The organism is Bordetella sp. FB-8 (genome assembly GCF_000382185.1).
In the GTDB taxonomy this organism is placed as follows: domain Bacteria; phylum Pseudomonadota; class Gammaproteobacteria; order Burkholderiales; family Burkholderiaceae_B; genus Bordetella.
Window position 1 is genome coordinate 3,153,034 of the sequence record NZ_KB907784.1, and the last position, 20,306, is coordinate 3,173,339.

General features: G+C 61.6%; 22 protein-coding genes. 4 read left to right on the top strand and 18 right to left on the bottom strand.

Going from position 1 to position 20,306, the window contains the following annotated elements:
* Positions 1 to 16: 16 nt before the first annotated feature.
* The 3 genes from flgL to H143_RS0115050 all read left to right on the top strand — a co-directional run bounded on the left by flgL (position 17) and on the right by H143_RS0115050 (position 3,918).
* The gene (gene flgL, locus H143_RS0115040) at positions 17 to 1,300 is read left to right on the top strand and encodes a flagellar hook-associated protein FlgL (RefSeq protein WP_033366733.1); all 1,284 of its coding nucleotides are present in this window, start codon (positions 17 to 19) and stop codon (positions 1,298 to 1,300) included.
* 252 nt (positions 1,301 to 1,552) lie between these two features.
* Positions 1,553 to 2,092 (top strand): hypothetical protein, encoded by a 540-nt coding sequence (locus tag H143_RS0115045; protein WP_019939087.1) that lies wholly within the window; start codon positions 1,553 to 1,555, stop codon positions 2,090 to 2,092.
* Positions 2,093 to 2,196: 104 nt separating this feature from the next.
* Positions 2,197 to 3,918 (top strand): methyl-accepting chemotaxis protein, encoded by a 1,722-nt coding sequence (locus H143_RS0115050; protein ID WP_026350100.1) that lies wholly within the window; start codon positions 2,197 to 2,199, stop codon positions 3,916 to 3,918.
* 72 nt (positions 3,919 to 3,990) lie between these two features.
* Here H143_RS0115050 and fliR read toward each other — a convergent pair whose 3' ends face one another.
* The 13 genes from fliR to fliF form a co-directional block, all read right to left on the bottom strand.
* A complete protein-coding gene (gene fliR, locus H143_RS0115055) occupies positions 3,991 to 4,779 on the bottom strand; it encodes a flagellar biosynthetic protein FliR (protein ID WP_019939089.1) in 789 nt (262 codons plus the stop codon).
* A gap of 40 nt (positions 4,780 to 4,819) precedes the next feature.
* Positions 4,820 to 5,089 carry a flagellar biosynthesis protein FliQ gene (gene fliQ, locus H143_RS0115060; RefSeq protein ID WP_019939090.1) on the bottom strand — a complete coding sequence of 90 codons (270 nt, stop codon included), beginning with the start codon at positions 5,087 to 5,089 and terminating at the stop codon, positions 4,820 to 4,822.
* Positions 5,090 to 5,108: 19 nt separating this feature from the next.
* Entirely contained in the window at positions 5,109 to 5,849 is a 741-nt protein-coding gene (fliP, locus tag H143_RS0115065; RefSeq protein ID WP_033366734.1) for a flagellar type III secretion system pore protein FliP, read from the bottom strand.
* Between the two features lie 93 nt (positions 5,850 to 5,942).
* Positions 5,943 to 6,284 (bottom strand): flagellar biosynthetic protein FliO, encoded by a 342-nt coding sequence (gene fliO / locus H143_RS0115070; protein ID WP_019939092.1) that lies wholly within the window; start codon positions 6,282 to 6,284, stop codon positions 5,943 to 5,945.
* An 85-nt stretch (positions 6,285 to 6,369) separates the two neighbouring features.
* Positions 6,370 to 6,948 (bottom strand): flagellar motor switch protein FliN, encoded by a 579-nt coding sequence (fliN, locus tag H143_RS0115075; RefSeq protein WP_019939093.1) that lies wholly within the window; start codon positions 6,946 to 6,948, stop codon positions 6,370 to 6,372.
* Positions 6,941 to 7,954, bottom strand: coding sequence for a flagellar motor switch protein FliM (gene fliM / locus H143_RS0115080; protein ID WP_019939094.1), 1,014 nt, complete (start codon positions 7,952 to 7,954; stop codon positions 6,941 to 6,943). Before fliM ends, fliN begins: the two co-directional genes overlap by 8 nt.
* Positions 7,955 to 7,956: 2 nt before the next feature.
* A complete protein-coding gene (locus tag H143_RS0115085; RefSeq protein WP_026350102.1) occupies positions 7,957 to 8,523 on the bottom strand; it encodes a flagellar basal body-associated FliL family protein in 567 nt (188 codons plus the stop codon).
* A gap of 141 nt (positions 8,524 to 8,664) precedes the next feature.
* Entirely contained in the window at positions 8,665 to 10,212 is a 1,548-nt protein-coding gene (locus H143_RS20845) for a flagellar hook-length control protein FliK (RefSeq protein WP_019939096.1), read from the bottom strand.
* 26 nt (positions 10,213 to 10,238) lie between these two features.
* On the bottom strand, positions 10,239 to 10,688 hold the full coding sequence (gene fliJ, locus H143_RS0115095) for a flagellar export protein FliJ (RefSeq protein WP_019939097.1): 450 nt from the start codon (positions 10,686 to 10,688) through the stop codon (positions 10,239 to 10,241).
* Positions 10,681 to 12,168 carry a flagellar protein export ATPase FliI gene (gene fliI, locus H143_RS0115100; protein ID WP_019939098.1) on the bottom strand — a complete coding sequence of 496 codons (1,488 nt, stop codon included), beginning with the start codon at positions 12,166 to 12,168 and terminating at the stop codon, positions 10,681 to 10,683. Before fliI ends, fliJ begins: the two co-directional genes overlap by 8 nt.
* Entirely contained in the window at positions 12,165 to 12,923 is a 759-nt protein-coding gene (gene fliH / locus H143_RS0115105) for a flagellar assembly protein FliH (protein ID WP_019939099.1), read from the bottom strand. Before fliH ends, fliI begins: the two co-directional genes overlap by 4 nt.
* A complete protein-coding gene (fliG, locus tag H143_RS0115110) occupies positions 12,916 to 13,929 on the bottom strand; it encodes a flagellar motor switch protein FliG (protein ID WP_019939100.1) in 1,014 nt (337 codons plus the stop codon). Before fliG ends, fliH begins: the two co-directional genes overlap by 8 nt.
* Positions 13,926 to 15,593 (bottom strand): flagellar basal-body MS-ring/collar protein FliF, encoded by a 1,668-nt coding sequence (fliF, locus tag H143_RS0115115; protein ID WP_019939101.1) that lies wholly within the window; start codon positions 15,591 to 15,593, stop codon positions 13,926 to 13,928. Before fliF ends, fliG begins: the two co-directional genes overlap by 4 nt.
* 318 nt (positions 15,594 to 15,911) lie before the next feature.
* Here fliF and fliE point away from each other — a divergent pair, with 318 nt between their 5' ends.
* On the top strand, positions 15,912 to 16,262 hold the full coding sequence (gene fliE, locus H143_RS0115120) for a flagellar hook-basal body complex protein FliE (RefSeq protein ID WP_019939102.1): 351 nt from the start codon (positions 15,912 to 15,914) through the stop codon (positions 16,260 to 16,262).
* Here fliE and H143_RS0115125 read toward each other — a convergent pair.
* The 5 genes from H143_RS0115125 to fliD are packed head-to-tail and all read right to left on the bottom strand — an operon-like array spanning position 16,252 to position 20,261.
* Positions 16,252 to 16,578, bottom strand: coding sequence for an EscU/YscU/HrcU family type III secretion system export apparatus switch protein (locus tag H143_RS0115125; protein ID WP_019939103.1), 327 nt, complete (start codon positions 16,576 to 16,578; stop codon positions 16,252 to 16,254). The genes fliE and H143_RS0115125 overlap by 11 nt on opposite strands.
* Positions 16,575 to 17,978, bottom strand: a complete 1,404-nt coding sequence (locus tag H143_RS0115130) for a flagellar hook-length control protein FliK (RefSeq protein WP_026350104.1) — start codon at positions 17,976 to 17,978, stop codon at positions 16,575 to 16,577. The genes H143_RS0115125 and H143_RS0115130 overlap by 4 nt, the downstream gene beginning before the upstream one ends.
* Positions 17,975 to 18,322, bottom strand: coding sequence for a flagellar protein FliT (locus H143_RS0115135; protein WP_026350105.1), 348 nt, complete (start codon positions 18,320 to 18,322; stop codon positions 17,975 to 17,977). Before H143_RS0115135 ends, H143_RS0115130 begins: the two co-directional genes overlap by 4 nt.
* A 25-nt stretch (positions 18,323 to 18,347) precedes the next feature.
* Entirely contained in the window at positions 18,348 to 18,803 is a 456-nt protein-coding gene (gene fliS / locus H143_RS0115140) for a flagellar export chaperone FliS (RefSeq protein ID WP_026350106.1), read from the bottom strand.
* Positions 18,804 to 18,818: 15 nt separating this feature from the next.
* Positions 18,819 to 20,261, bottom strand: a complete 1,443-nt coding sequence (gene fliD, locus H143_RS0115145; protein ID WP_019939107.1) for a flagellar filament capping protein FliD — start codon at positions 20,259 to 20,261, stop codon at positions 18,819 to 18,821.
* Between the last annotated feature and the right edge of the window lie 45 nt (positions 20,262 to 20,306).

Below are 20,306 nucleotides of genomic sequence, written 5' to 3' on the forward strand. Positions count from 1 at the left end.
TTACCGGAGCACGATGATGGTGACACGCATCAGCACCTCGCAGTTCTACCAGAACTCTCTGAACGGCATTCTGAACCAGCAGTCTGAGCTGACACAGGTGCAAAGCCAGCTTTCGTCCGGCTTGGCGGTGCAGACGCCGTCCGACAATCCCCTGGCTGCGGCGCAGGCGGTGGTTCTGTCGCAAGACGCCACGATGAATTCCACCTTTGCGTCGAACCAGGATCAAGTCACCAATTCGCTGGGGGCGGAGGAAAATGCCCTGAACTCGGTGACGACGACTATGCAGAGCGTGCTGCAAAACGTCATCGCAGCGGGAGACTCCACGTTGGGGGACTCCAATCGCCAGTCCATTGTGACCGCGCTGACCAACCTGCGCAGCCAACTGGTCTCCTTGGCCAATACCACCGACAGCAACGGTCAGTATGTCTTCTCGGGATACCAGGGCGCAACTCAGCCATATCAACTGAATTCGGCGACGGGCGTTGTGACCTATCAGGGCGACCAAGGCCAGCGCAATATTCAGGTGTCGCAATCATTGCAAGTGGCCGGCAGCGATGTGGGCACGGATGTATTCAATCGCGTTACACCTGGCACGCAGGCCTATATCACGCAGGCCGGTAGCAGCAACACGGGTACCGGCATCTTCGTGCCGGCCTCGGTCAGCGTTCCTTCGTCGACCAACAATGTAGGCAAGAACTTTACGGTCACGTTCAGCGCCGGTACCGGCGCCAATGCCGGCCAACTGGGCTATACGGTCAGCATGATTGATCCGGGCAATCCCAGCGGTCCGGCGACGACGACGAGCTGGCAGGCCTATACTAGTGGCGCCACGATTTCGATGCCGGGTGGTGGCGTCTCATTCTCAGTCTCGGGAGCACCGCAGGCGGGGGATACGTTTACGCTGGATACGCCCAAGAACGGGGTGGGTTCGAACATGGATATGTTCCAGACCCTGAACAACCTGATCAATGTGCTGAGTGTGCCGTCCAACAATAACGCGGTTGCCGCGGCGGCGATTACCAATTCACTAGCGTCGGCTAATAAACAGATCCAGCTGAACTACGACAACGTGCAGACGGTCATCACCTCAATCGGTGCACGCATGAACGAGGTCGATGCGTTGGGCAACACGGGCACGCAACTGGGCCTGTCCGATACCCAGCAACTGGGCAATTTGCTGGATGTGAATATGTATTCGGCCACCAGCAGCCTGCAATTGCGCCAGGTGGCCCTGCAGGCGGCAATTCAGTCGTTCTCGGTGGTTCAGAATGCCAATTTGTTTAGCATGAATGCCGGCTAAGCTATTGGGCCGCTTGGTTGCGCCTGTAATGTCAGCCTGCCGCCGGCCTGCTGCGAGGTCGGCGTTTCAGATTAGAAAAATGCCAAGTCACTGCCCTGTCAAGGCCTGAAAAATCGATGTTCGCCAATCTGAAAATACATACTGGGCTGTTGGCCGCATTCCGAAACCTTAGTGCATTGCGCAAGGCTACTGCCGCGGATACGGATGATCAGAAATCTTTTTAGGGTGCGCTTGGCGTATCGAGGTGGTGCGATGGGTCATGGCTTGGCGGCGCTTGCCGCCGCGATGCTGCTGGTTCTGGCGGGGTGCGTCGCTACAGGGCACGGTTTCGATTCCACGGCGCTTGCCGATTTCAAGCCGGGGCAGACCACCATGGCTCAAGCCGTGTATCTGCTAAATGCGCCGCCTGAGCGGATCTATCCGCAAAGCGACGGCACGACCCTGGCTTTTTGGCGTTTTCACCTGACGCTGCTCACGGACGGCGCGTACGGCACTCAGGAGGCCATGCTGCTGTTTGGCCCAGATGGACGCTTCGTTCGCCTGGTCGACGGCACCAATTTGTTGATCTCACCGGCGACAAAGCAGAAGCTGTCAGGCGGAGTGCCTCCTCCCGCCGCTCCCGCTCCCGCAGCGCAGCCCGTGGCGGCGCAGGTCCAACCCATGGCCGGCGCTACCGCGGCGACGGGTGCGAGTCCTGGCCTGGGTTCGGGTGTCACCGGACCGCCGCCGGGCATGGATACTCTACAGACGTACTCCATACCCGTCCCGGTAGCGCCGCCCGCCGCCAAGTAAATCTCATCACCTAACCATTGGAACCGCTACGCGAGCGTTTTTGCCGACGCGGATGCTTAGCAGACAGCGGATCAAGAGCCGCGCGATATTGAAAAGGAGCCGTTGTGACTACCGAGTCGAACAGCAAGGGGAGCAAGAAGCCTCGCGTCAAATCTTCAGCCCAGCGTCCCACGTCTCAGGGCTTGAGCCTGCGCAACGTGCACGTGGGAACCTTGCTGCTCATCATCATGGCACTGTTTTTCGTGCTGGTGGTAAGTGTGGGCGGGCTGGGTGCCTATTACCTGCAGCAGAACTATAAATCCGTGCAAAATATCGGTGACCTAACTGCGCGCGAGCGCACGGTGTCCACCATCAACAGCAATATGCTGCAGGCCCGCGTCGGACTGATGGTGTCGGCACGCTACTTGCAGGAGGCGGGCTGGGGCGGCACGGACGACACCACGGCGTCGGGAAAGAAGGCCATGACCGAGGCGGTTGCTTTGCTGGACGGTGTACGCAAGAGCTTTGGCCAGTTCCAGAAGAACATGCTGCAGGACAATACCGGGCACCGGCTTTCCATCGATCTGATGCGTCACTATCGCGCCTATATCGACGATGGCGTGGATCCCATGGTCGATGCCTTGAATCATCAGGATTTCTCCACTTTCTATATGGTGAACGATACCTATGGCACGCCGCGCAGCGCTGCGTTCATTCAATCGATCGCCAATTTCAGCAAATATATCGAGGCGCGTCAGCAGGCGCTGACAGACCAGGCTGCCGAGGAATTGCGCAAAGGGCTGATCGCGGTGGGTATGGCGATTCTGCTGTCGCTGATTCTGGCGATTCTGGCTCGCGGAATTTTCAACAGCTTGGTCGTCAAACCGCTGGTATCGGCCGGTCAGCTATTCAACAAGGTGGCGGAAGGCGATCTGACGAGCAAGATCCCGGTGCGCGGTCGTAACGAGATCACCGTCTTGTATGCAGGTTTCAAGCGCATGCAGGAAAGTCTGATCCGCACGGTGGCGTCGGTGCGCAGGGGCGTGGAAGAGATCGACAATGGTTCCAAGGAGATAGCCTCCGGTAATACCGACCTGTCTTCGCGTACGGAAGAGCAAGCAGCGTCGCTGGAGGAAACTGCGGCCTCGATGCAGGAATTGGCCTCCACTGTGAACCAGAACGCCGAGAACGCGCGCCAGGCCAACCAGCTGGCGGCCAGCGCTTCGGAGGTGGCGGTGCGTGGCGGCTCGGCCGTATCGGAAGTGATCGGCACCATGCAGGCTATTTCGACCAGCTCGAAGAAAATCTTCGAGATCGTCTCGGTGATCGACGGCATTGCCTTTCAGACCAATATCCTGGCCTTGAACGCGGCGGTGGAGGCGGCGCGCGCGGGCGAGCAGGGCAAGGGTTTTGCCGTGGTAGCCGGCGAAGTACGCAACCTGGCCCAGCGCAGCGCGCAGGCAGCCAAGGAGATCAAGCAGCTTATCGAAGATTCGGCGGGCAAGGTGACGGTGGGCTCGAGCCAGGTCGAGCGCGCGGGGGCGACCATGCAGGAGATCGTGGCCTCGGTCAAACGGGTGACCGATATCATGGGCGAAATCTCGGCGGCGTCGGAGGAGCAGGCGCGTGGAATCGACCAGGTCAACCGCGCCGTGACGCAGATGGACGAGACGACGCAGCAGAATGCGGCGCTGGTGGAGCAGGCGGCCGCGGCGGCCAGCTCTTTGCAGGATCAATCGGGCAAATTGGCCCAAGCCGTTGCGATATTCAAGCTTGGTACGGGCGAAGTGATAGATATGCCTGGATCGCCGTTGCCGCATGGCGGTGCGCCGATTTTGGCGTCGTAGGACCGTTCTGCCGCGTTAACGAAAAGCGGGCCAGTTGGCAACTGGCCCGTTTTTCTTCGGGGCTGCGCTTGCTCAATGGCCGCCCAGTTTCGAGAGCAGCAGGTCCAAGGTGTCGAATCCTTGCTGGAACAAAGATTCGAAGTAGGCGCCCGAGTGCGGCAATACGCTGGTCAGCAGCACCAGGCCTGAAATCAAGGTGACGGGAAAACCTACTGAGAACACCGTCAGTTGCGGCGCGGCGCGATTGAGGATGCCCATAGCCAGGTTCATGACCAGCAGGGCGCAGATCAGTGGCAGGGAAAGCAGCAGGCCAGATGCAAAAATGCTCGCTCCCGACTGGATGATGACGCCCCAGCCGTTGCGATCCAGAGCTCCCAGGCCTATGGGCAGGCTATTGAAGCTGTGTACCAGCGCGGACAGCAAGAGCAGGTGTCCATCGAAGGCCAGGAACAGCATGGTCGTGATGATGCTCAGGAACTGCGAGAGAACGGCGGTGTTGGCGCCATTGACCGGGTCGAATATCTGGGCAAAGGACAGGCCCATTTGCAGGCCTATGAACTCGCCGCCGACTTCCACCGCGGCGAGGATGAGTTGCATGACGAACCCCATGGCCAGGCCTATCACCGTCTGCTCCACGATCACCAGCAGCGCATCCCAGGAATTGAGGTCGATCTTTGGGATGTGGCCGATGGCCGGGGCGATGGCTACCGTGAGCACGAAGGCCAGGCCGATCTTGACCAGATTGGGGACCGATGCATGGGAAAATACCGGCGCAACGAGGAAAAGCCCCAGCAGGCGCATGAAAGGCCAGAGGAAATGACCTACCCAGGCGTTGAGCTGATCCGAGGTAAAGGAAATCATTGGCGCAGCCGTGCGCGGGCGACCGTGCAGTCCCGGCGGATCAGGAAACCAGGGAAGGGATCTGGGTGATGATCTGGCGCAGGTAATCGACCATCAGACCAGTCAGCCACGGACCCAGCACAACCAGGCCGGCGCAGATGGCCAGCAACTTGGGTATGAACGACAAAGTCATTTCGTTGATCTGCGTCGCGGCCTGGAACACGCTGATCACCAAGCCCACCACCAGGCTGATAAGCAGCAAGGGTGCGGCCATGGCCAGCGCGACCTTCATGGCCTGGTAGGCCATGGTCATGACAGTTTCGGCGGTCATCGCGGTTCTCTCCCAGAAATTACTGATAGAAGCTCTTGGCGAGCGAACCCATCAATAAATGCCAGCCGTCAGCCAGCACAAATAGCATGAGTTTGAAAGGCAGGGCGACCGTGGCGGGCGGCACCATCATCATGCCCAGGGCCATGAGTGTACTGGCCACCACCATGTCGATAATTAGAAAGGGTATGAAGATTGTGAAACCGATCTGGAACGCGGTCTTCAGTTCGCTCGTAACAAAGGCCGGGACCAGAATGCTCATGGGCGTCTGGCTGGGATCGTTCATCGCGGGTGTTTTGGCCAGATCGGCAAAGAGTCTGAGATCCGTTTCGCGCGTCTGGTGCAGCATGAAGGTACGCAACGGTACGCTGGCCCGGTCCACCGCGGTCTCGAACGTGATGGTGTTGTTCGACAAGGGACGATAGGCATCGGTGTAGATTTTGTCGAACACCGGCGACATGGTGTAGTAAGTCAGGAAGAGCGCCATGCCCAGCAGCACCAGGTTGGGTGGCGTGGCCTGCGTGCCCATCGCTGTGCGCAGCAGACTCAGCACGATGATGATGCGTGTGAAGCTGGTCATCATCAGCAAGGCCGCTGGTAGGAACGTGAGCGAGGTCATCAGCAGCAGCGTCTGCATGCTGAGCGAGTACGTCTGCGATCCGCCTGGACCAGGGGTGGCTGTCAGGGCAGGTAGGGTAGCCTGTGCCAGCGTGGTGCCGGGAAACAGAGCCAAGCCGATCAAAGCCAATAGGGCGTAGCGCATCCAGGCTGGACGCCGGCGCGGGTTCAGCGGCAAGGCGATCGGGCCGGAGCGTGAAAAAACAGGCAGCATGGAGATGGTGGGGCGGGTTTCGGCTTAGGGACGCTTGAGCGCCTTGCCGAGTTTCGCGGCCAATGCCTGGGGAAAATCGGAACGGGAGTCAGGTCCAGGCGCTTCGGGCGCGGCCTGTGCCGGCATGGTATGCAGGACGGTAATGTTGGTTGCGGTCTGGCCCAGTACCAGCCAGGTGTCCTGCGCCTGGACCACGATCACGTTCTGGCGAGGACCCAGCGATAGGCGGGAGACGAGCTTCAAACCGGCGCTGCCGCCTTGGCGGGAAACAAGGCCAGTGCGCCGTGCCATCCAGGCCATGGCCAGAATCACCGCTACGACCATAATCAGGCCCAGCGTGGTGCGCAGGACGGCGTCTTGCATCATGCCGGTCTGAGTCCCGGCGTCCGAAAACGGCTAAGGACCTTTTGCAGGGTGATAAATGCGACGGACGGCAGAGTAGTCGCCATGCTTAGCGCCGGCTGTTGAGCCGGTTCAGGCGCTCGGACGGCGTAATGATGTCAGTCAGTCGGATACCGTATTTTTCTTCGACCACGACCACTTCACCTTGTGCGATGAGATAGCCGTTGACGAAGATATCCATGGGTTCGCCGGCCAATGCCTCGAGTTCGACGATGGATCCCTGGCCCAGCTGCAGCAGGTTCTTGATGGTCAGGCGTGTGCGGCCCAGCTCGACCGTGAGCTGGACGGGGACGTCCATGATCAAGTCTATATCGGTACCGCTGCCGGAGCCTTCGCCGCCGGCGAGCGGCTTGAACAAGGATTGGGCTGCCGGCTGGGCGGCCGGTGCGGCCGCTGGCGAAGGCGCAGCGTCTGTGCCAGCGCGCAATCCGTCGGCCTGCGTAGGCGGTACGGAACGGGCTTGCTCGGCGAGAGCCGCAGACCAGTCGTCCTCTGCCGATGCGACGGACTGAGCAGGCGCGGCGGAACCTGCCGCCTGCTCGGCAAAAGCCTCAGCCCAGTCGTCGGTACCCGATGATGGAGGCGCAGTCGCGCCGGGATTATCGGACTGGTCGTTTTGATCAGCCATGTTTTAAGGCCTCGTTGTAATCGGAGTCGTCGTGTGGGATTGTGTTCTGAACGCGCAGGGCGTACTGTCCATTGAAGACACCATAGCCGCATTCCATGAGCGGTATGCCGTTGGCGTTGACGATAATGGACTCGGGTACTTCGATAGGCAGGACATCACCGACCTTCATGGCCAGTAGCTCGCGTACGCTGGAAGGAATGCTGACGAACTCCGCGCTCAGGTCGATATCGGCGCTGCGCACTTGGCGCGTGAGCTGATGGGTCCAGCGCTGATCCACTTCCTCGAGTGCGGTTTCCTGCATAGGGCGGGTGAGAATGTCGCGGATGGGCTCGATCATCGAGTAAGGCAGGCAGATATTCAGGTCACCGCCTTGTGCGCCGAATTCGATGCGAAAATGGGAAATAACCACCACTTCGTTGCCGCCTGTGATATTGGCGAACTTGGTATGCGTCTCGGAACGGACGTATTCGAACTCGACGGGATAAACCGATTCCCAGGCTCTGCCATAGCTGTCGAGCGTGAGGTTGAGCAGGCGCCGGATGATGCGCTGTTCGGTGCTCGTGAAGTCGCGGCCTTCCACCCGCATGTGGTAACGGCCGTCGCCGCCGAACAGGCTGTCAACCACCAGGAAGACCAGGCTGGCATCGTAGGACAGCATGGCCGTGCCGCGCAAAGGTCGCAGCAGAACCATGTTGAGGTTGCTGGGTACAGGGATGTTGCGTTCGAAATCGGCGTACTTCTGGATGCGGATGGAGCTGACCGTTATATCGGCGCTGCGGCGCATGAAATTCAGTAGCACGGTACGCAAATGGCGCGCGAAACGTTCGTTGATGAGCTCCAGCGTCTGCATGCGCCGACGCACGACGCGCTCGGGCGAACTCAGGTCGTAAGCACGGGTTCCCGGCGCATCGCTGTCGGCGACCCGAGCATTGCTCTGCTCCTCGCCAGTAACGCCGGCGAGCAAGGCATCGACTTCATCCTGGGAAAGAAACGCCTCATAGGCCATGCTTATTGCACCACGAAATCCGTGAAGAGAACGCCGGAAACATTCTGCCCGTCGGGAATAGGCGCGAAGGGCTTACTGACGGCGGCGGTGATCTCCTTGATTATCTTGGCCTTGCCATCCGGGGTCTGGACGTCTTGAGGCGTCAACGAGGACAGAATCATCAGGATGCGGCTGCGTACTTCAGGCATGTATTTTTCGATGCGGTCGCGCGATTGATCATCGCCCAGCCTCAGGGTGATTCCGAGGAACAGCATGCGTTCCGAGTCCTTGCTCTCGAGCATGACCGTGAACGGATCGAGCTTGATGAAAATGGGCGCGGGGATCTGGGCGACCTGGGCAGGCTTGGTGTACTGGACCTTGGCTGGGGACGAAGACTGGCCCACCGCCAGCTGGACGGGATTGAGCTGGCGGCTGGATTGCCAGTGCAGGTAGAACCAGGTGCCGGTAATGCACAGCGCGGCCACGATGAGCAGAACCAGCAGCCAGATCAATGGGCGGACAATGCGGCCCATGCCACCTGAGGAGGAGGAATCAGCCATCTTGGGAGGGGATTTTAGTGTCGTGGCCATCGGATTTAAGTGCGTATGGTACGGGCGAGAACTGAACCAATACGGATGGATGTAGGCATTCTGCCCGAAATCCGCGGCTCCAAGGCACGCGAAAAACAGGTCGAAAGCGGGGTACCTCAGTCTATTGCGGCGGGAATTTCGTCACGCAAAGGTATCGACCAAGGCATTGATGTTGCGCGTGGGGGAAACTTGAAGCACGGCCGTGGTGGTATTGCCGTTGTCAACCGCCTGCACCGAAGCGGATCGGCCCGCCTGGCCGCCCGATGCCTGTCGTTCCCCGGATTGCGCGTTTTGATCGCCTACGCTGGTCTGGCCCAGCGACAGTCCGGCCTGTTCGAAGGCAGTCTGCAGTTGTGGCATGGCGGACTCGAGTGTCTGCCGCACGACGGCGTGCGCAGAAACAAAAGAGGCGCTGGCGATACCGTCAGTCAGGCTGATCGTGACGTGCAGAGGGCCAAGATTAGGGGGGTCCAGCCGCAATTCGGCTGTCTGGTTGCCATTTTTCGCGTTGTTGCTGAGCAGCACCATCTGGCGGCTCAGGTCGGTGTTCCATTGGGCCGAACCGACCGGCGTGGAAGTCAGGCTGAGCACGACCGGGATCTGGCTGGAGGTAATGCCGGATGGAGCGTTCGTGGTCGATTGGCCGGTTCGTGCCGAGGCGGCAACCGTTGAGGAGGCCAAAGAGGCGCTGGCCTGCGCGGCGATCGCGGCGATGTTCTGGGGCACGGCCACGGCTGCCGCTGCCGCTGCCGCTTGTGCGACCAGCGGCGCCTGCTGTTGCTGCGCGCTATTGGCCGCTGAGGCAGCGTCGCTGGTTTGCGTGCTGCCGCGGGTAACGCTGGGCGACTGTCTGGTGGACGAGGCCATGGGTTTGACGTCGGCAGCGGCGGTACGGCGCAGGCCCTGGATGGACGTTTGCACTGGCGCTGCAGGCTGGGCAGCGGCCGATGGCAGTGCGGCGGCAGGCGCTGCCATGCCGCTCATGTCCTGCGGCTGCGAGGTGCCTGGCGAGAGGACCGGCGTCTGAGCCTGGGCGGTAGCCGGCGTGGCGGCTGATGCCATAGCGGATTTTTCGGCTGCCGCCACGGCGGACTTGGCGGCCGCTGCCGTACCTAACACGGCGTCCCCTTTGCCCGAGGCGCTGGCGCCCTGAGGGGGGAGGGACTGGCGGTTTGCCACCTGGCTCTGCACTGCGGCAACCTGGGCGGCGATTTCCAGTGCCTGCTGCGGCAGGCTGAGTGCAGTCTGCGTCCCCTGCTGGACAGCCGCCGCCTGCGGGGCTTGCTGCATAGATGGGGACGGGAGCGCCGCAGCATTGGTCACAATGCTGATTGCAATGCCGGTGGCATCCTGCTTCGGGTCGTTCTTGTCGTGACTCTTGGCGCCGTCCTTACCGGAGGATTTGGCGGCGGCGTTGCCATTCTGGCTGCCGACAGCCTGGGGGTTCTGTTCATTGCCCGTAGCAGCGCTGCCGGAAGCGTCGGCTTGCTGCTGCGCCTGCGGGGAGGTATTGCTCGAAGTCTGGCTCTGGGCTGTATTGCCGCTGCCAGGCTGGCTGGCCAGGATTTTCGAGAAGCTGGGATTGCTGCTCTGGCCGGCACCGACGGCAGGCGAGGCGGCCTGAGCCTGGGGTGAGGTCGTGGGCGCCGAAAGGGCATTCACAGTGGCAAGATTGAGGGCGGCAGTCATGGACGCTCCATGGCAATGAGTTCGATTCAGTAGAAAGAATGCCGCCGGCCGGCTAGCCGTGTGGAGTGCTCGTCGTTTATGCGCTGTTCGTGGCGTTCGGTGACGACGCGCGCCGCCTGGGCCTCACGCTGAGCCAGCGTATCGAAGGCATTCAGTTTGCGTTGCTGGTGCTGCCAATGCAAGCGGCTTTTTTCAAGATTGACGTTTAGCGCTTCAAGTGAAACAACCTGCTGGCTGATGGCATCGTCCAGCGTGGTGATGAAGCGCTGGTAATTATGGCAGTCGGAAGCCGTCATGCCCGAGAGCATGATTTTCTGCAGGCGCGTCAGGTAATCGTTGCGGTAGTCGCGCAGCAGCTCGAGTTGTTTCTCGGCATGCTGGCGTTCCTGGTTCAGGCGGCCCAGGGCGCGGGCAGCCGTATCGGCGTGCTCCTTGGCCAGTTCGATCAGGGTGTCCAGGGGCAGATGGCTAGGCACGTGCGTCTCCTCGCGTTTCTGTGACGGCGCGCAATTGCTGGATCGCCGCTTCATAATCGACGCTCTCGGCGATGTCCTGCTGCAGGAAGGTCTCCAGGCGAGGATAGCGCGCGATGGCATCGTCCAATTGGGGATCGTTGCCGGCCGCATAGGCACCCACCGCAATCAGATCGCGATTGCGTTGATAGCGCGAGAAGGACTGCTTGAAACGCCGCACCAGGTTGAACTGCTGTTGCGTAATGAGCGAGGTCATGGCGCGGGAGATCGAGGCTTCGATGTCGATGGCCGGGTAATGTCCAGCATCGGCCAGATAACGGGAAAGCACTACGTGGCCGTCCAGAATGGCGCGCGCGGCGTCGGCGATCGGATCTTGCTGATCGTCGCCCTCTGCCAGTACGGTGTAGAAGGCTGTTATCGAACCGGCTTTGCCGTCGGGGCCGGGCGCACCCATGCCCGCACGCTCTACCAAGCCCGGCATGCGCGCGAATACCGAGGGCGGATAGCCCTTGGTGGCAGGCGGTTCGCCGATGGCCAGGGCGATCTCCCGCTGGGCCATGGCATAACGGGTGAGCGAGTCCATGATGAGCAGCACATCCAGACCTTGGTCGCGGAAATGTTCCGCCAGCCGCGTGGCGTAGTTGGCGCCTTGCAAGCGCAAAAGCGGCGAAACGTCGGCCGGTGCTGCCACCACAACCGAGCGCGCCAGGCCTTCGGGTCCCAGATTGTGCTCAATGAATTCCTTGACTTCTCGGCCGCGTTCGCCAATCAGGCCCACGACGATGACGTCTGCCCGGGTATAACGGGCCATCATGCCCAGCAGTACGCTTTTGCCTACGCCGGAGCCCGCGAACAGGCCCATACGCTGACCGCGACCTACGGTCAGCAGGCCGTTGATGGCGCGCACACCCACGTCCAGCACGGTGTCGATGGGTGCCCGCGAGAGCGGGTTGATGGGCAGGGCGGTAAGCGGGGCGAGATCGGCGCCGCTCAATGGACCCAGTCCATCGAGCGGACGGCCGGCGCCGTCGACCACGCGGCCCAGCAGGGCATTACCTACAGGTAGATGACGGCCCAATTGCGGCTTGGCGTTGCCGTTGAGTTCGGCCTTCTTGGGCAGGGGGACGCGCCGCTGCAAGGCAGGCTCGGCCGGAACGACACGGGCACCGGGCGGCAGGCCGGAAATATCGGCCTGCGGCATGAGATAGAGCGTATGGCCGTCGAAACCAACCACTTCGGCATCGGCCCAATGATCGTGGCCGCGCGCGATCTCGACGCGGCAGGCGGCGCCGACGGGCAAGCGCAGCCCCGTGGCATGCAGCACCAGTCCCGTGGCGCGGGTGATCCGGCCGGTTACCAGCCAAGGTTCGGTGGCGGCGGTGCGGATCGAACCGATCTCCAGCTGCGTCCTCCAACGTTCGGCCAAGGACGACGGCTGTGCGCCGGCACCGGGCAGGGCTTCGGGATGGACGGACGTGTTCATGGATGCTGCGGATCCCAGTTCGCGTTGCGGCCCAGCGAGGCGGCGACGCGGCGCCAGCGTGTGCTCAACGTCGCATCGATGTCGCCGTAAGGCGACTCGGCACGGCAGCCGCCGCGCTCGATGGACTCGTCAGCCAGCACGCGCCAGTTGGCGTCCTTGAGTTCGTCCGCCAAGTGCAGGCGAACCAGCTCGATGTCCTCGGGATGTACCCACAGGCGCATCACGCCCTGAGGCGCGGCCGGATTCAGGTGCAGCACTTCGCGCACGGCGTGCAGCATGGATTCCGGGTGCTCGGCCAGTTCGCCGCGCAAGACCTGGGCCGCGATATCCAGCGCTAGGGTAATGAGGCTTTGCCCCATCTGCTCTTCCATATCGCTCATGGCCTGCGCGACACGGCCAACCAGTGCGTGCAGATGGGCGGCTTCCTGCTGGCCCTGCTCGCGGCCCCGCACGAGGCCTTCGGCGTGTCCGGAGGAATGGCCTTCTGCGTGGCCGGCCTGACGACCTTCATGCAGGCCTTGCATATAGCCTTGCTTGTGGCCGTCGGCCTGGCCTAGTTGGTAAGCTTCACGATAGGCTTCATCGCGCGCGGTCTGGATGATTTCTTCCAAACTGGGACCCGCGGGTTCTGGCTCGACGGGCACATCGGGCTCGACCTCGACTTCCGGCTCGTCGAACGACACCATCTCCCAGCGGCGCCAGTCGGCGCCGCGCGGCACAAGATGATGCGCATCGACGGACGGCCGGTCAGACATAGGCGTCGTCTCCCGAGCCGCCCAGGGTTATCTGGCCTGCTTCTGCCAGGCGCCGGGCAATGGTGATGATCTTTTTCTGCTCGGATTCGACCTTGGACATGCGCACCGGCCCTTGGGCATCGAGGTCTTCGCGCAGCATTTCGGCGGCGCGGCTGGACATATTGCGCAGGAATTTATCGCGCATTTCCTCGGGCGCGCCCTTGAGTGCGATCATGAGCACTTCGTTGTCGATTTCCTTGAGGATGAGCTGGATGCCGCGATCCTCGACATCGATGAGGTTCTCGAAGGTAAACATCTCATCGACGATCTTCTGGGCCAGATCGGCATCGCGCTCTCGCAGGCTGTTGACCACGGCCTCTTCCTGCGCCGAGCCCATCATGTTGAGAATTTCGGCCGCGGCGCGTACGCCGCCCATCTTGCTGCGTTTGGCACTCTGGCCGGCCAGCATGGAGTTGAGCACGTCGGTGAGTTCGGCCAATGCGGCAGGTTGGACGCCGCCGAAAGTGGCGATGCGCAGCATCACGTCGTTGCGCAGGCGATCGGTGAGCATTGCCAACACGCCAGCGGCTTTGTCGCGCTCGAGGTGCACCAGGATGGTGGCGATGATCTGCGGGTGCTCGTTGCCGATGAGTTCGGTGACGGTGGTGGCATCGAGCCAGTTCAGGGCGTCGATGCCGTTGCCGCTTTCGCCGGCCTCCAGGATGTCTTCGATCAGGCCTGCGGCGCGATCGCTGCCCAGTGCCTTGGTGAGCACGCTGCGGATGTAGTCGTCCGATCCCACGCTGACGGCCAGGAACTGGTCGGCCTCCTGGCGGAACTCTTCCAGGACATTGCCGACGTCGCGGCGGGTGACCTGCTTGAGCGAGGCCATGGCACCGCCTACCTGCTGCACTTCGCGCGCGGTCAGGTAGCGAAACACTTGGGCCGCCGCATCCTCGCCCAGCGTCATCAACAGGACGGCGCTGCGGGTCAGGCCATCAAGGGATTTGTTGTCAGAGCCGTTCATTTGGGAGGTTGCTCATCTTGGCTGGCCATCCAGGAACGCAGCACCATGGCGACGGCGCGAGGATCTTTCGTCGCCATGTCGCGGGCACGGGTGAGATTGTCCTGGTAGCGGTTGGTCTCGCGGTCGCGGGCCGCTTCCATGGCCGCCCGTTCGGCTTCGATGCGAGCCTGGTTTTCGGCCTCTTCGTCGACCGGCGGGAAGAAGTAGTCTACGGCCGCCGGCTTGATCTTTCGGTACATCCATAAGAGCACGGCGGCGAAGATCAGCCAGCCGATGATGGTCTTGGCCAATGCGATCGTCTGGGGATCGCGCCAAACAGGGATCGAAGGCTCGGCGTCGTTGAAGGCGCTGTTGACCACATTAACCGAATCACCGCGGGCAGCGTTGTACCCCATGGCTTCCTTGACCAGGTCGGTCAGCTTGGCCAGTTCTTCCGGCGGCAGTGCCTTGGGAGTCTTGCTGCTCTTGGCAGGCAAGTCATTGACGACCACGGCCACCGACAGGCGCCGCACAACGCCAACCTGGTCTTTGGTGTGGGTGATGGTGCGGTCGAGCTCGTAATTGACGGTCGCATCGTGCTGCTGGGCAACCGGTTGACTCTGCTGCGGGGTTTGCGTGCTGTTTTGCTGCGTATTGTTCAGCGTGCCGGGCTGGCCTGGTTGGGCAGAGGGTGTGATGATGGGCGCCTGGGCGTTGGCCGGAGCCTGGTTGCTGAGCGCACCCGGAACGCCTTCGGCCGCGCCCGGGCCGTTCTTGCGCGAATCGCTGCTCTGCTGGCTGCGGATGGCAGCCTGGCCGGGGGCCTGGTTGGGGCGGTATGTCTCGGCGGTTTGTTCGCGGCGGGAAAAATCGATGTCTGCGCTGACCTGGGCGCGCACATTGCCCGGACCGACCAGCGGATTGAGGATGGTCAGTATGCGTTCGACGGTGTTTTGTTCGATCTCGCGCGTATAGCGCAGCTGGTCGGCGTCCATGCCGCGGCCGTCGTCCGGCGAATTGGAGAGCAAGTGGCCATTCTGGTCGATGATGGAGACGTGGTCGGCATTAAGGCCGGGGACGCTGGTGGCCACCAGGTAAGCGATGGCCGACACCTGCGCCTGGCTCAGGGTGCGGCCGGGATAAAGCCTGAGCAGCACCGAGGCCGTGGGAGGCTGGCGGTCGCGCACGAAGAGGGACTGCCGCGGCAAAGCCAAATGCACGCGCGCGCGCTGCACGCTGTTGATGGCCTCGATGGTACGCTCCAGTTCGCCTTCCAGGCCACGCTGGTAATTGACCTGTTCGGTGAACTGGCTGGCGCCGAAAGGCGTCTTGTCCATAATCTCCAAACCGACCGAACCGCCATGCGGCAACCCCTGGCTGGCCAGCTGCATGCGGATGTCGTAGACGCGATTGGCGGGCACCAGCAGAGCGGTGCCGTTGCTGTTGAACCGGTAGGGTACGTTCATTTGGCCCAGGGCCGTCACGATGGCGCCGCCATCGCGATCATCCAGGTTGGAGAACAGGACTTTGTAGTCGGGGCCTCTGCTCCAAAGCACGGCCACGACGATCAGCGCGACCAGAGCGGCAGCAATACCGAGCAGAACGGGCTTGGGAAGGGCCTTGATCCGAGCAAGTGCCGGAAACCTTGCCAGGAGCGTGGTGCCGAGAGCAGCCTGCTGATTCATCGGCGGCTCCCGCAGGCTGCGCGGCGCAAGATTTGATACGGCATGGGCGGCAAGGAAAACTTGTTACGCATGTAGCGTGACTTCAGGTATGGAAGCATGAATTATCGGTGTCCGCCGGAATCCGCCAATTGACGAAAACAAGCGTATTTCGGGTGTTGTTTGTTTCACCCTGCCTATATGAAGGACAGCGATGTTACACGCCGATGGTGTTACATATGAAGTATTGGGTATTTTGGCGGTTTTTGGCCGCAATGCCGGCGCGGTGGCGGCGTTATTCTGACAAGAATTTCAATTGAATTCTGCAAGGAAGTCGTAGCCATGGCGGTTTCAGGCATATCTGGCGTCGAGAGCATGTTGCAGCAAATGCGGGCATTGGTTCAGGCTGCGCAGCAGGGCATATCCGATCCCTCGGAATTATCGCCTACCGTTTCGTCAACCCAAGGGGCCACCAGTTTCGCCGATGAACTGAGGCAGTCGGTACAGCGCATTTCCGATGCCCAGCAGGCGGCCAAGCTGCAGGCCGAGAAGTTCGAACTGGGCGATCCCAATGTGTCGCTCAACGACGTCATGATCAACACCCAGAAGGCCAATATCGGCTTTCAGACTGCCGTGCAGGTGCGCGACCGCCTGGTCAGCGCCTACAACACGATTTCGCAGATCACGATGTAGTGCCGTCGGGCATGGGCAATCCCGTTTTCGGCGTCTGCGTGCCGATGTCGCGCGATTCCAGGCGATACAGCCAGGCCAGCAGTTCCGCCACGGCCATATAGAGTTGGGGCGGGATGTGTGAGTCCAGGTCGACCTGCATGAGCAAGCTGACCAGTTCTGACGATTCATGAACATATAGGCCGTTTTCGCGCGCGACGCGCACGATGGTGTCGGCCAACTTGCCGTAGCCTTTGGCGACGACGCGCGGCGCTATTTGGCCTTCGTCGTAGGAGACGGCCACGGCTGCCCGGCGCGGATCGGCATAGCGGGTGTTCACGACAAATCGAAAGGTGAGGGCGGTTGGGTGTCGACAGTAAGCTGGCTCAGGGCCAGTCCGGTGGCGACAAACTGCTGCCGCAGCGCATTGCTGTTCTGGCTCAGTATGCCGGCGCTGCTGGGTGCAACTAGGCTCATTACGATCTGATTTCCTGCAAGATTCAATCGCGCCTGGACCAGGCCAAGATTCGGCAGTTCGATCTGCAGGCGCGTGGCCCAGTGGTCATCGGCCATGAGTTCACCGCCCTGGGTGCGGTCGCGTGCCACCTCCCATTCCATGTGCGCGCCGGGCCAGGCCTGGCCCTGCCAGACCAGGGCTTGATTGGCCAGCACGTCCAGCTGCTGGTGGACCAGCGTCGTGGCACCGGGGTGAATGCCGGCCAGGGGGTTCCCGCCAGTCGCTGCTGAGCTTGACAGACTCAGGCTGGTGGAGCTGCCGCCCCCTCCGGTGGTTGCCCCGTTCTGTGGCGCTGCAGCTGCATTATGGGCCAACGGGCTAGGGGCGATCGGGATATTGTTCTGCGTTGGAGCCTGCGAAGCCTGCGCATTGGCCGGCATGGGTGTGTCTCGGGTGATGACGGCGTCCTGAGCCAACTGGGCCTGCGGTTCCTTGGCCAGTTCCTGGACGCTGCGCTGGCCGAACGCCATTTGCGTCAGGTGCGATTCGTAGAACAATCCGGTTTGCTGCAAGGCTGCGCGTAGCGCCTGCGTAAGCTGCGCCGCCTGGGTCGTGCTGGCTGTCGCGGACTGTGTGCCAGCGGTCTGGCCGGCCGCCAGCGGGGGCGATGCCTGCTGGCTGGCGCGGGATGAAGCCGATCCCGACGCGGGGGAGGCGGGCTGGTTCGAGGACGATGGCGTATTGGACTGCTGCTCTTGCGGGTTTTCGGGTTGCTGGCCCGCTGGCTGCACGGCTGATTGGGTCTGCTGGCCTATTGGGGCAGGCATTGCGGGCGTTTGGCCAGAACGCGAACCTGCGGTGGTCTGGGGTTCATCCTGATTGCCACTCGAGGCCGGCCATAGCGGCGCCTTGCCCAAGCTAGGCGGCGCCTTGTCGGGGGATTGCGCCAGCAGCGCCAGGATCGTACGGGCGGTTGCGCCCAGGGTAGTAGGAGCCGAAGGTGTGAGGTCTGTGCGGGTGATCAGTCCTCGGGCTGCCAGCGATAGCGTGGCGGCCGTCTTGGCGTTAGCGATCTGTTGTGCCGTATCGCCTTGGGCTTCGGGAAGTATGGGCTGGCCGTTCTGGTCCAGCTGCGGATTTTTTTCCGGGTCAGCAGGCGGCGCGACGGCATCGGGGCGGGCGCCGTTGAGTAGGTTGGCATAAGCCGACATGCTGGTACCCAGCACGGCGTCCAACCGTTGTACCAGTATGCTGCTCAGGGCTGGCGGCCCAACTACGCTCATAGGCTAGGCGTCCGGCCCTGGTAGGCAAGCATCAGCGACTGCTGGCGGCGTATGCGGCCAAGCATATGACTCAGATTCTTCAACTGTGGCATGGCCAGGTCGCGAACGGCCGCGTCGTTGTCCAGAATTTGCACCAGCAGGTCGTATTTGACGCCGCGCGCCGCGCTATCGAGGGGGAGTTCTCCCGCTTCGATGCTGCGCAGGCGTTCGACGGATTGGCAATATTCCTTGCCGTAATCCACGACTTTGCCCCAATCGTCCGCCTGCGCGGCGGTGAGCATCGCCGCCGTGATACGGGCAATGTTCCTATAGATGTCCAGCACAGGGGCCGGCGTTGACGTCATGAGGCTCTCGTGAATCAGGCGCAAGTCAGGGTTGCGGCGGATCCGCTTGCGGCTCGTCCATGGCGTGCGATTGAGGATCCGTTGCCTGTTGCCAGGCAGTCTGCAATTCGGCCAACAGGCGGTCGGCTATGTTCAGTTGCTCGATATCGGCCCTGTAGTTGGCCAGATAAAGACTGCGAATGATGTAGTTGTAAAGGCGGGACAAATTCTCGGCGACTTCACCGCCGGCCGAGAGATTCAGGCTTTGCCTGAGACCTTCGTCCACGATGCGCGTAGCGTGGCTTATGGCCTTGCCGCGCTCTGGAATCTGGCCCGCCTCCATATGGATTTTGGCCTTGGCGATCGCCGCTCGTGCCCCAGTGAAAAGTAGCGTGACCAGTCGGGTGGGTGACGCATTCAATACCGCTGTTTCCAGACCCACATCGGCGTACGACCGAGTGGAGCGATTGGTATAGGAGGTCCGTCGTTCTGCGTAAGCCATGACAAAAAAATGTTATTACGACGACTTGTTCATCGCGTTGAATTGTTGGGTGAGGTAGGTGCTGGTGCTATTCATCGTGGAGAGCAGGGTGTCCAGGTTGGTGAACTCGGAGCGATACCGGTTCATGTCGCCCGTGACTGTGCTCAACAGGGATGTGTACTGATTTTGCAGCGCGGTGATGGTCTGTTGCAATCCGCTCGTTGCATAGGAAAGTGTGCCCGTGACGCCAGTCGAGGCATTGCCCAGGATGTTCGTGGTTGCGCTTTGGATAGTGGCGGACAGGCCGTTGGTACTGGTGAACAGGGCGGCAGCATCGGTTGGGTCCGTGGTTATTGCCTGATTCAACTTGGTGGTATCGAGGTTGAGCTTGCCGGTCAGGGCATCGGTGGTGATGCCCAGGTCGGCCAGCGAATGCAACGTGCCCGTGCCAATATAGACCTGCAGCGCTTGCGCAATCGCAGATCGTGCGCTGTTCGTGGTGTTGTCACCGGTGAGCGGGCTGGACGTGTTGCTGGTGGTGTTGAATGCGGTCAGGCTACCTATCGTGGTCTGCAACGCGTTGTAGGACGTTACGAAGGCATTTACCGCGTTTTCGGCAACAGTGGGGTCTGCAGTGAGGTTGAGCGTGTCGCTGCTGCCGGAAGCCGTGACGCTGTTGAGCGTTAGCGTGACATTGTTGATGGCGCCCTGGACGGTGTTGGTGCCGCTTGAGATGGCGATACCGTTGACCGTGAGGGCGGCATTTTGGGCCGCTTGCGTCACGGTCAGACTGTTGCTGGAGCCGCCTGCGGTGTAGTTCAGTGCGCTCGATAGCGTACTGTTGCCGCTGACGCTGATGCTCGAGATGGCATTGGTCGTGCCGGTCTGCGACCCACTGATCATCAGGTATTCGCCGCCGCTGCCGTTGTTGACTGCGGTGGCATTTACGCCGGCCGAGCTGTCGCTGTTGATGGCGTTGATCACGCCTTGAAGGCTGGTGTCGCTATTGCCGGTGAGGTTGATGGTCTGGCTGGAGCCGTTGGCCAGCTTGATGGTGATCGATCCGCCGCTGCCAAAGCTCTGGCTGCCCGCCGTTGTGCTGGAGATGGCGGTGGATGACTGGAGCTGATCGGCCTGGGCCAGCGCAGTCACCACGACCTTGTAAGAGCCTGCAATGGCGCCGGTGGCGGCCGTGGCGGTGATATCGCTGCCCGTGACGGCGGTTTTCACGGATTCGAAGGTGCTTGCCTGGCCTAGGGTCGCGGCGGCGCTTTGAACCGCTTGAATCGCGCTCTGCAAGGTGCCGTAAGCCGAAATTTGTGTTTGGACGCTGCCAATACGGTTGATAAGAACCGAGGTCGGTGCCAGTTCAGCAGTCTGCAGCGAACTTAGAAGACCCGCAAGATCCAGGCTGGAGCCGATACCTAGCGAGGTGATCAGACCCGCGTTACTGGTATTCGATATGGCGCTGGTGGACATGGAACTGCTCCTTCTGCCTTGGCAGGCGGTACGGCGTTAATTTTG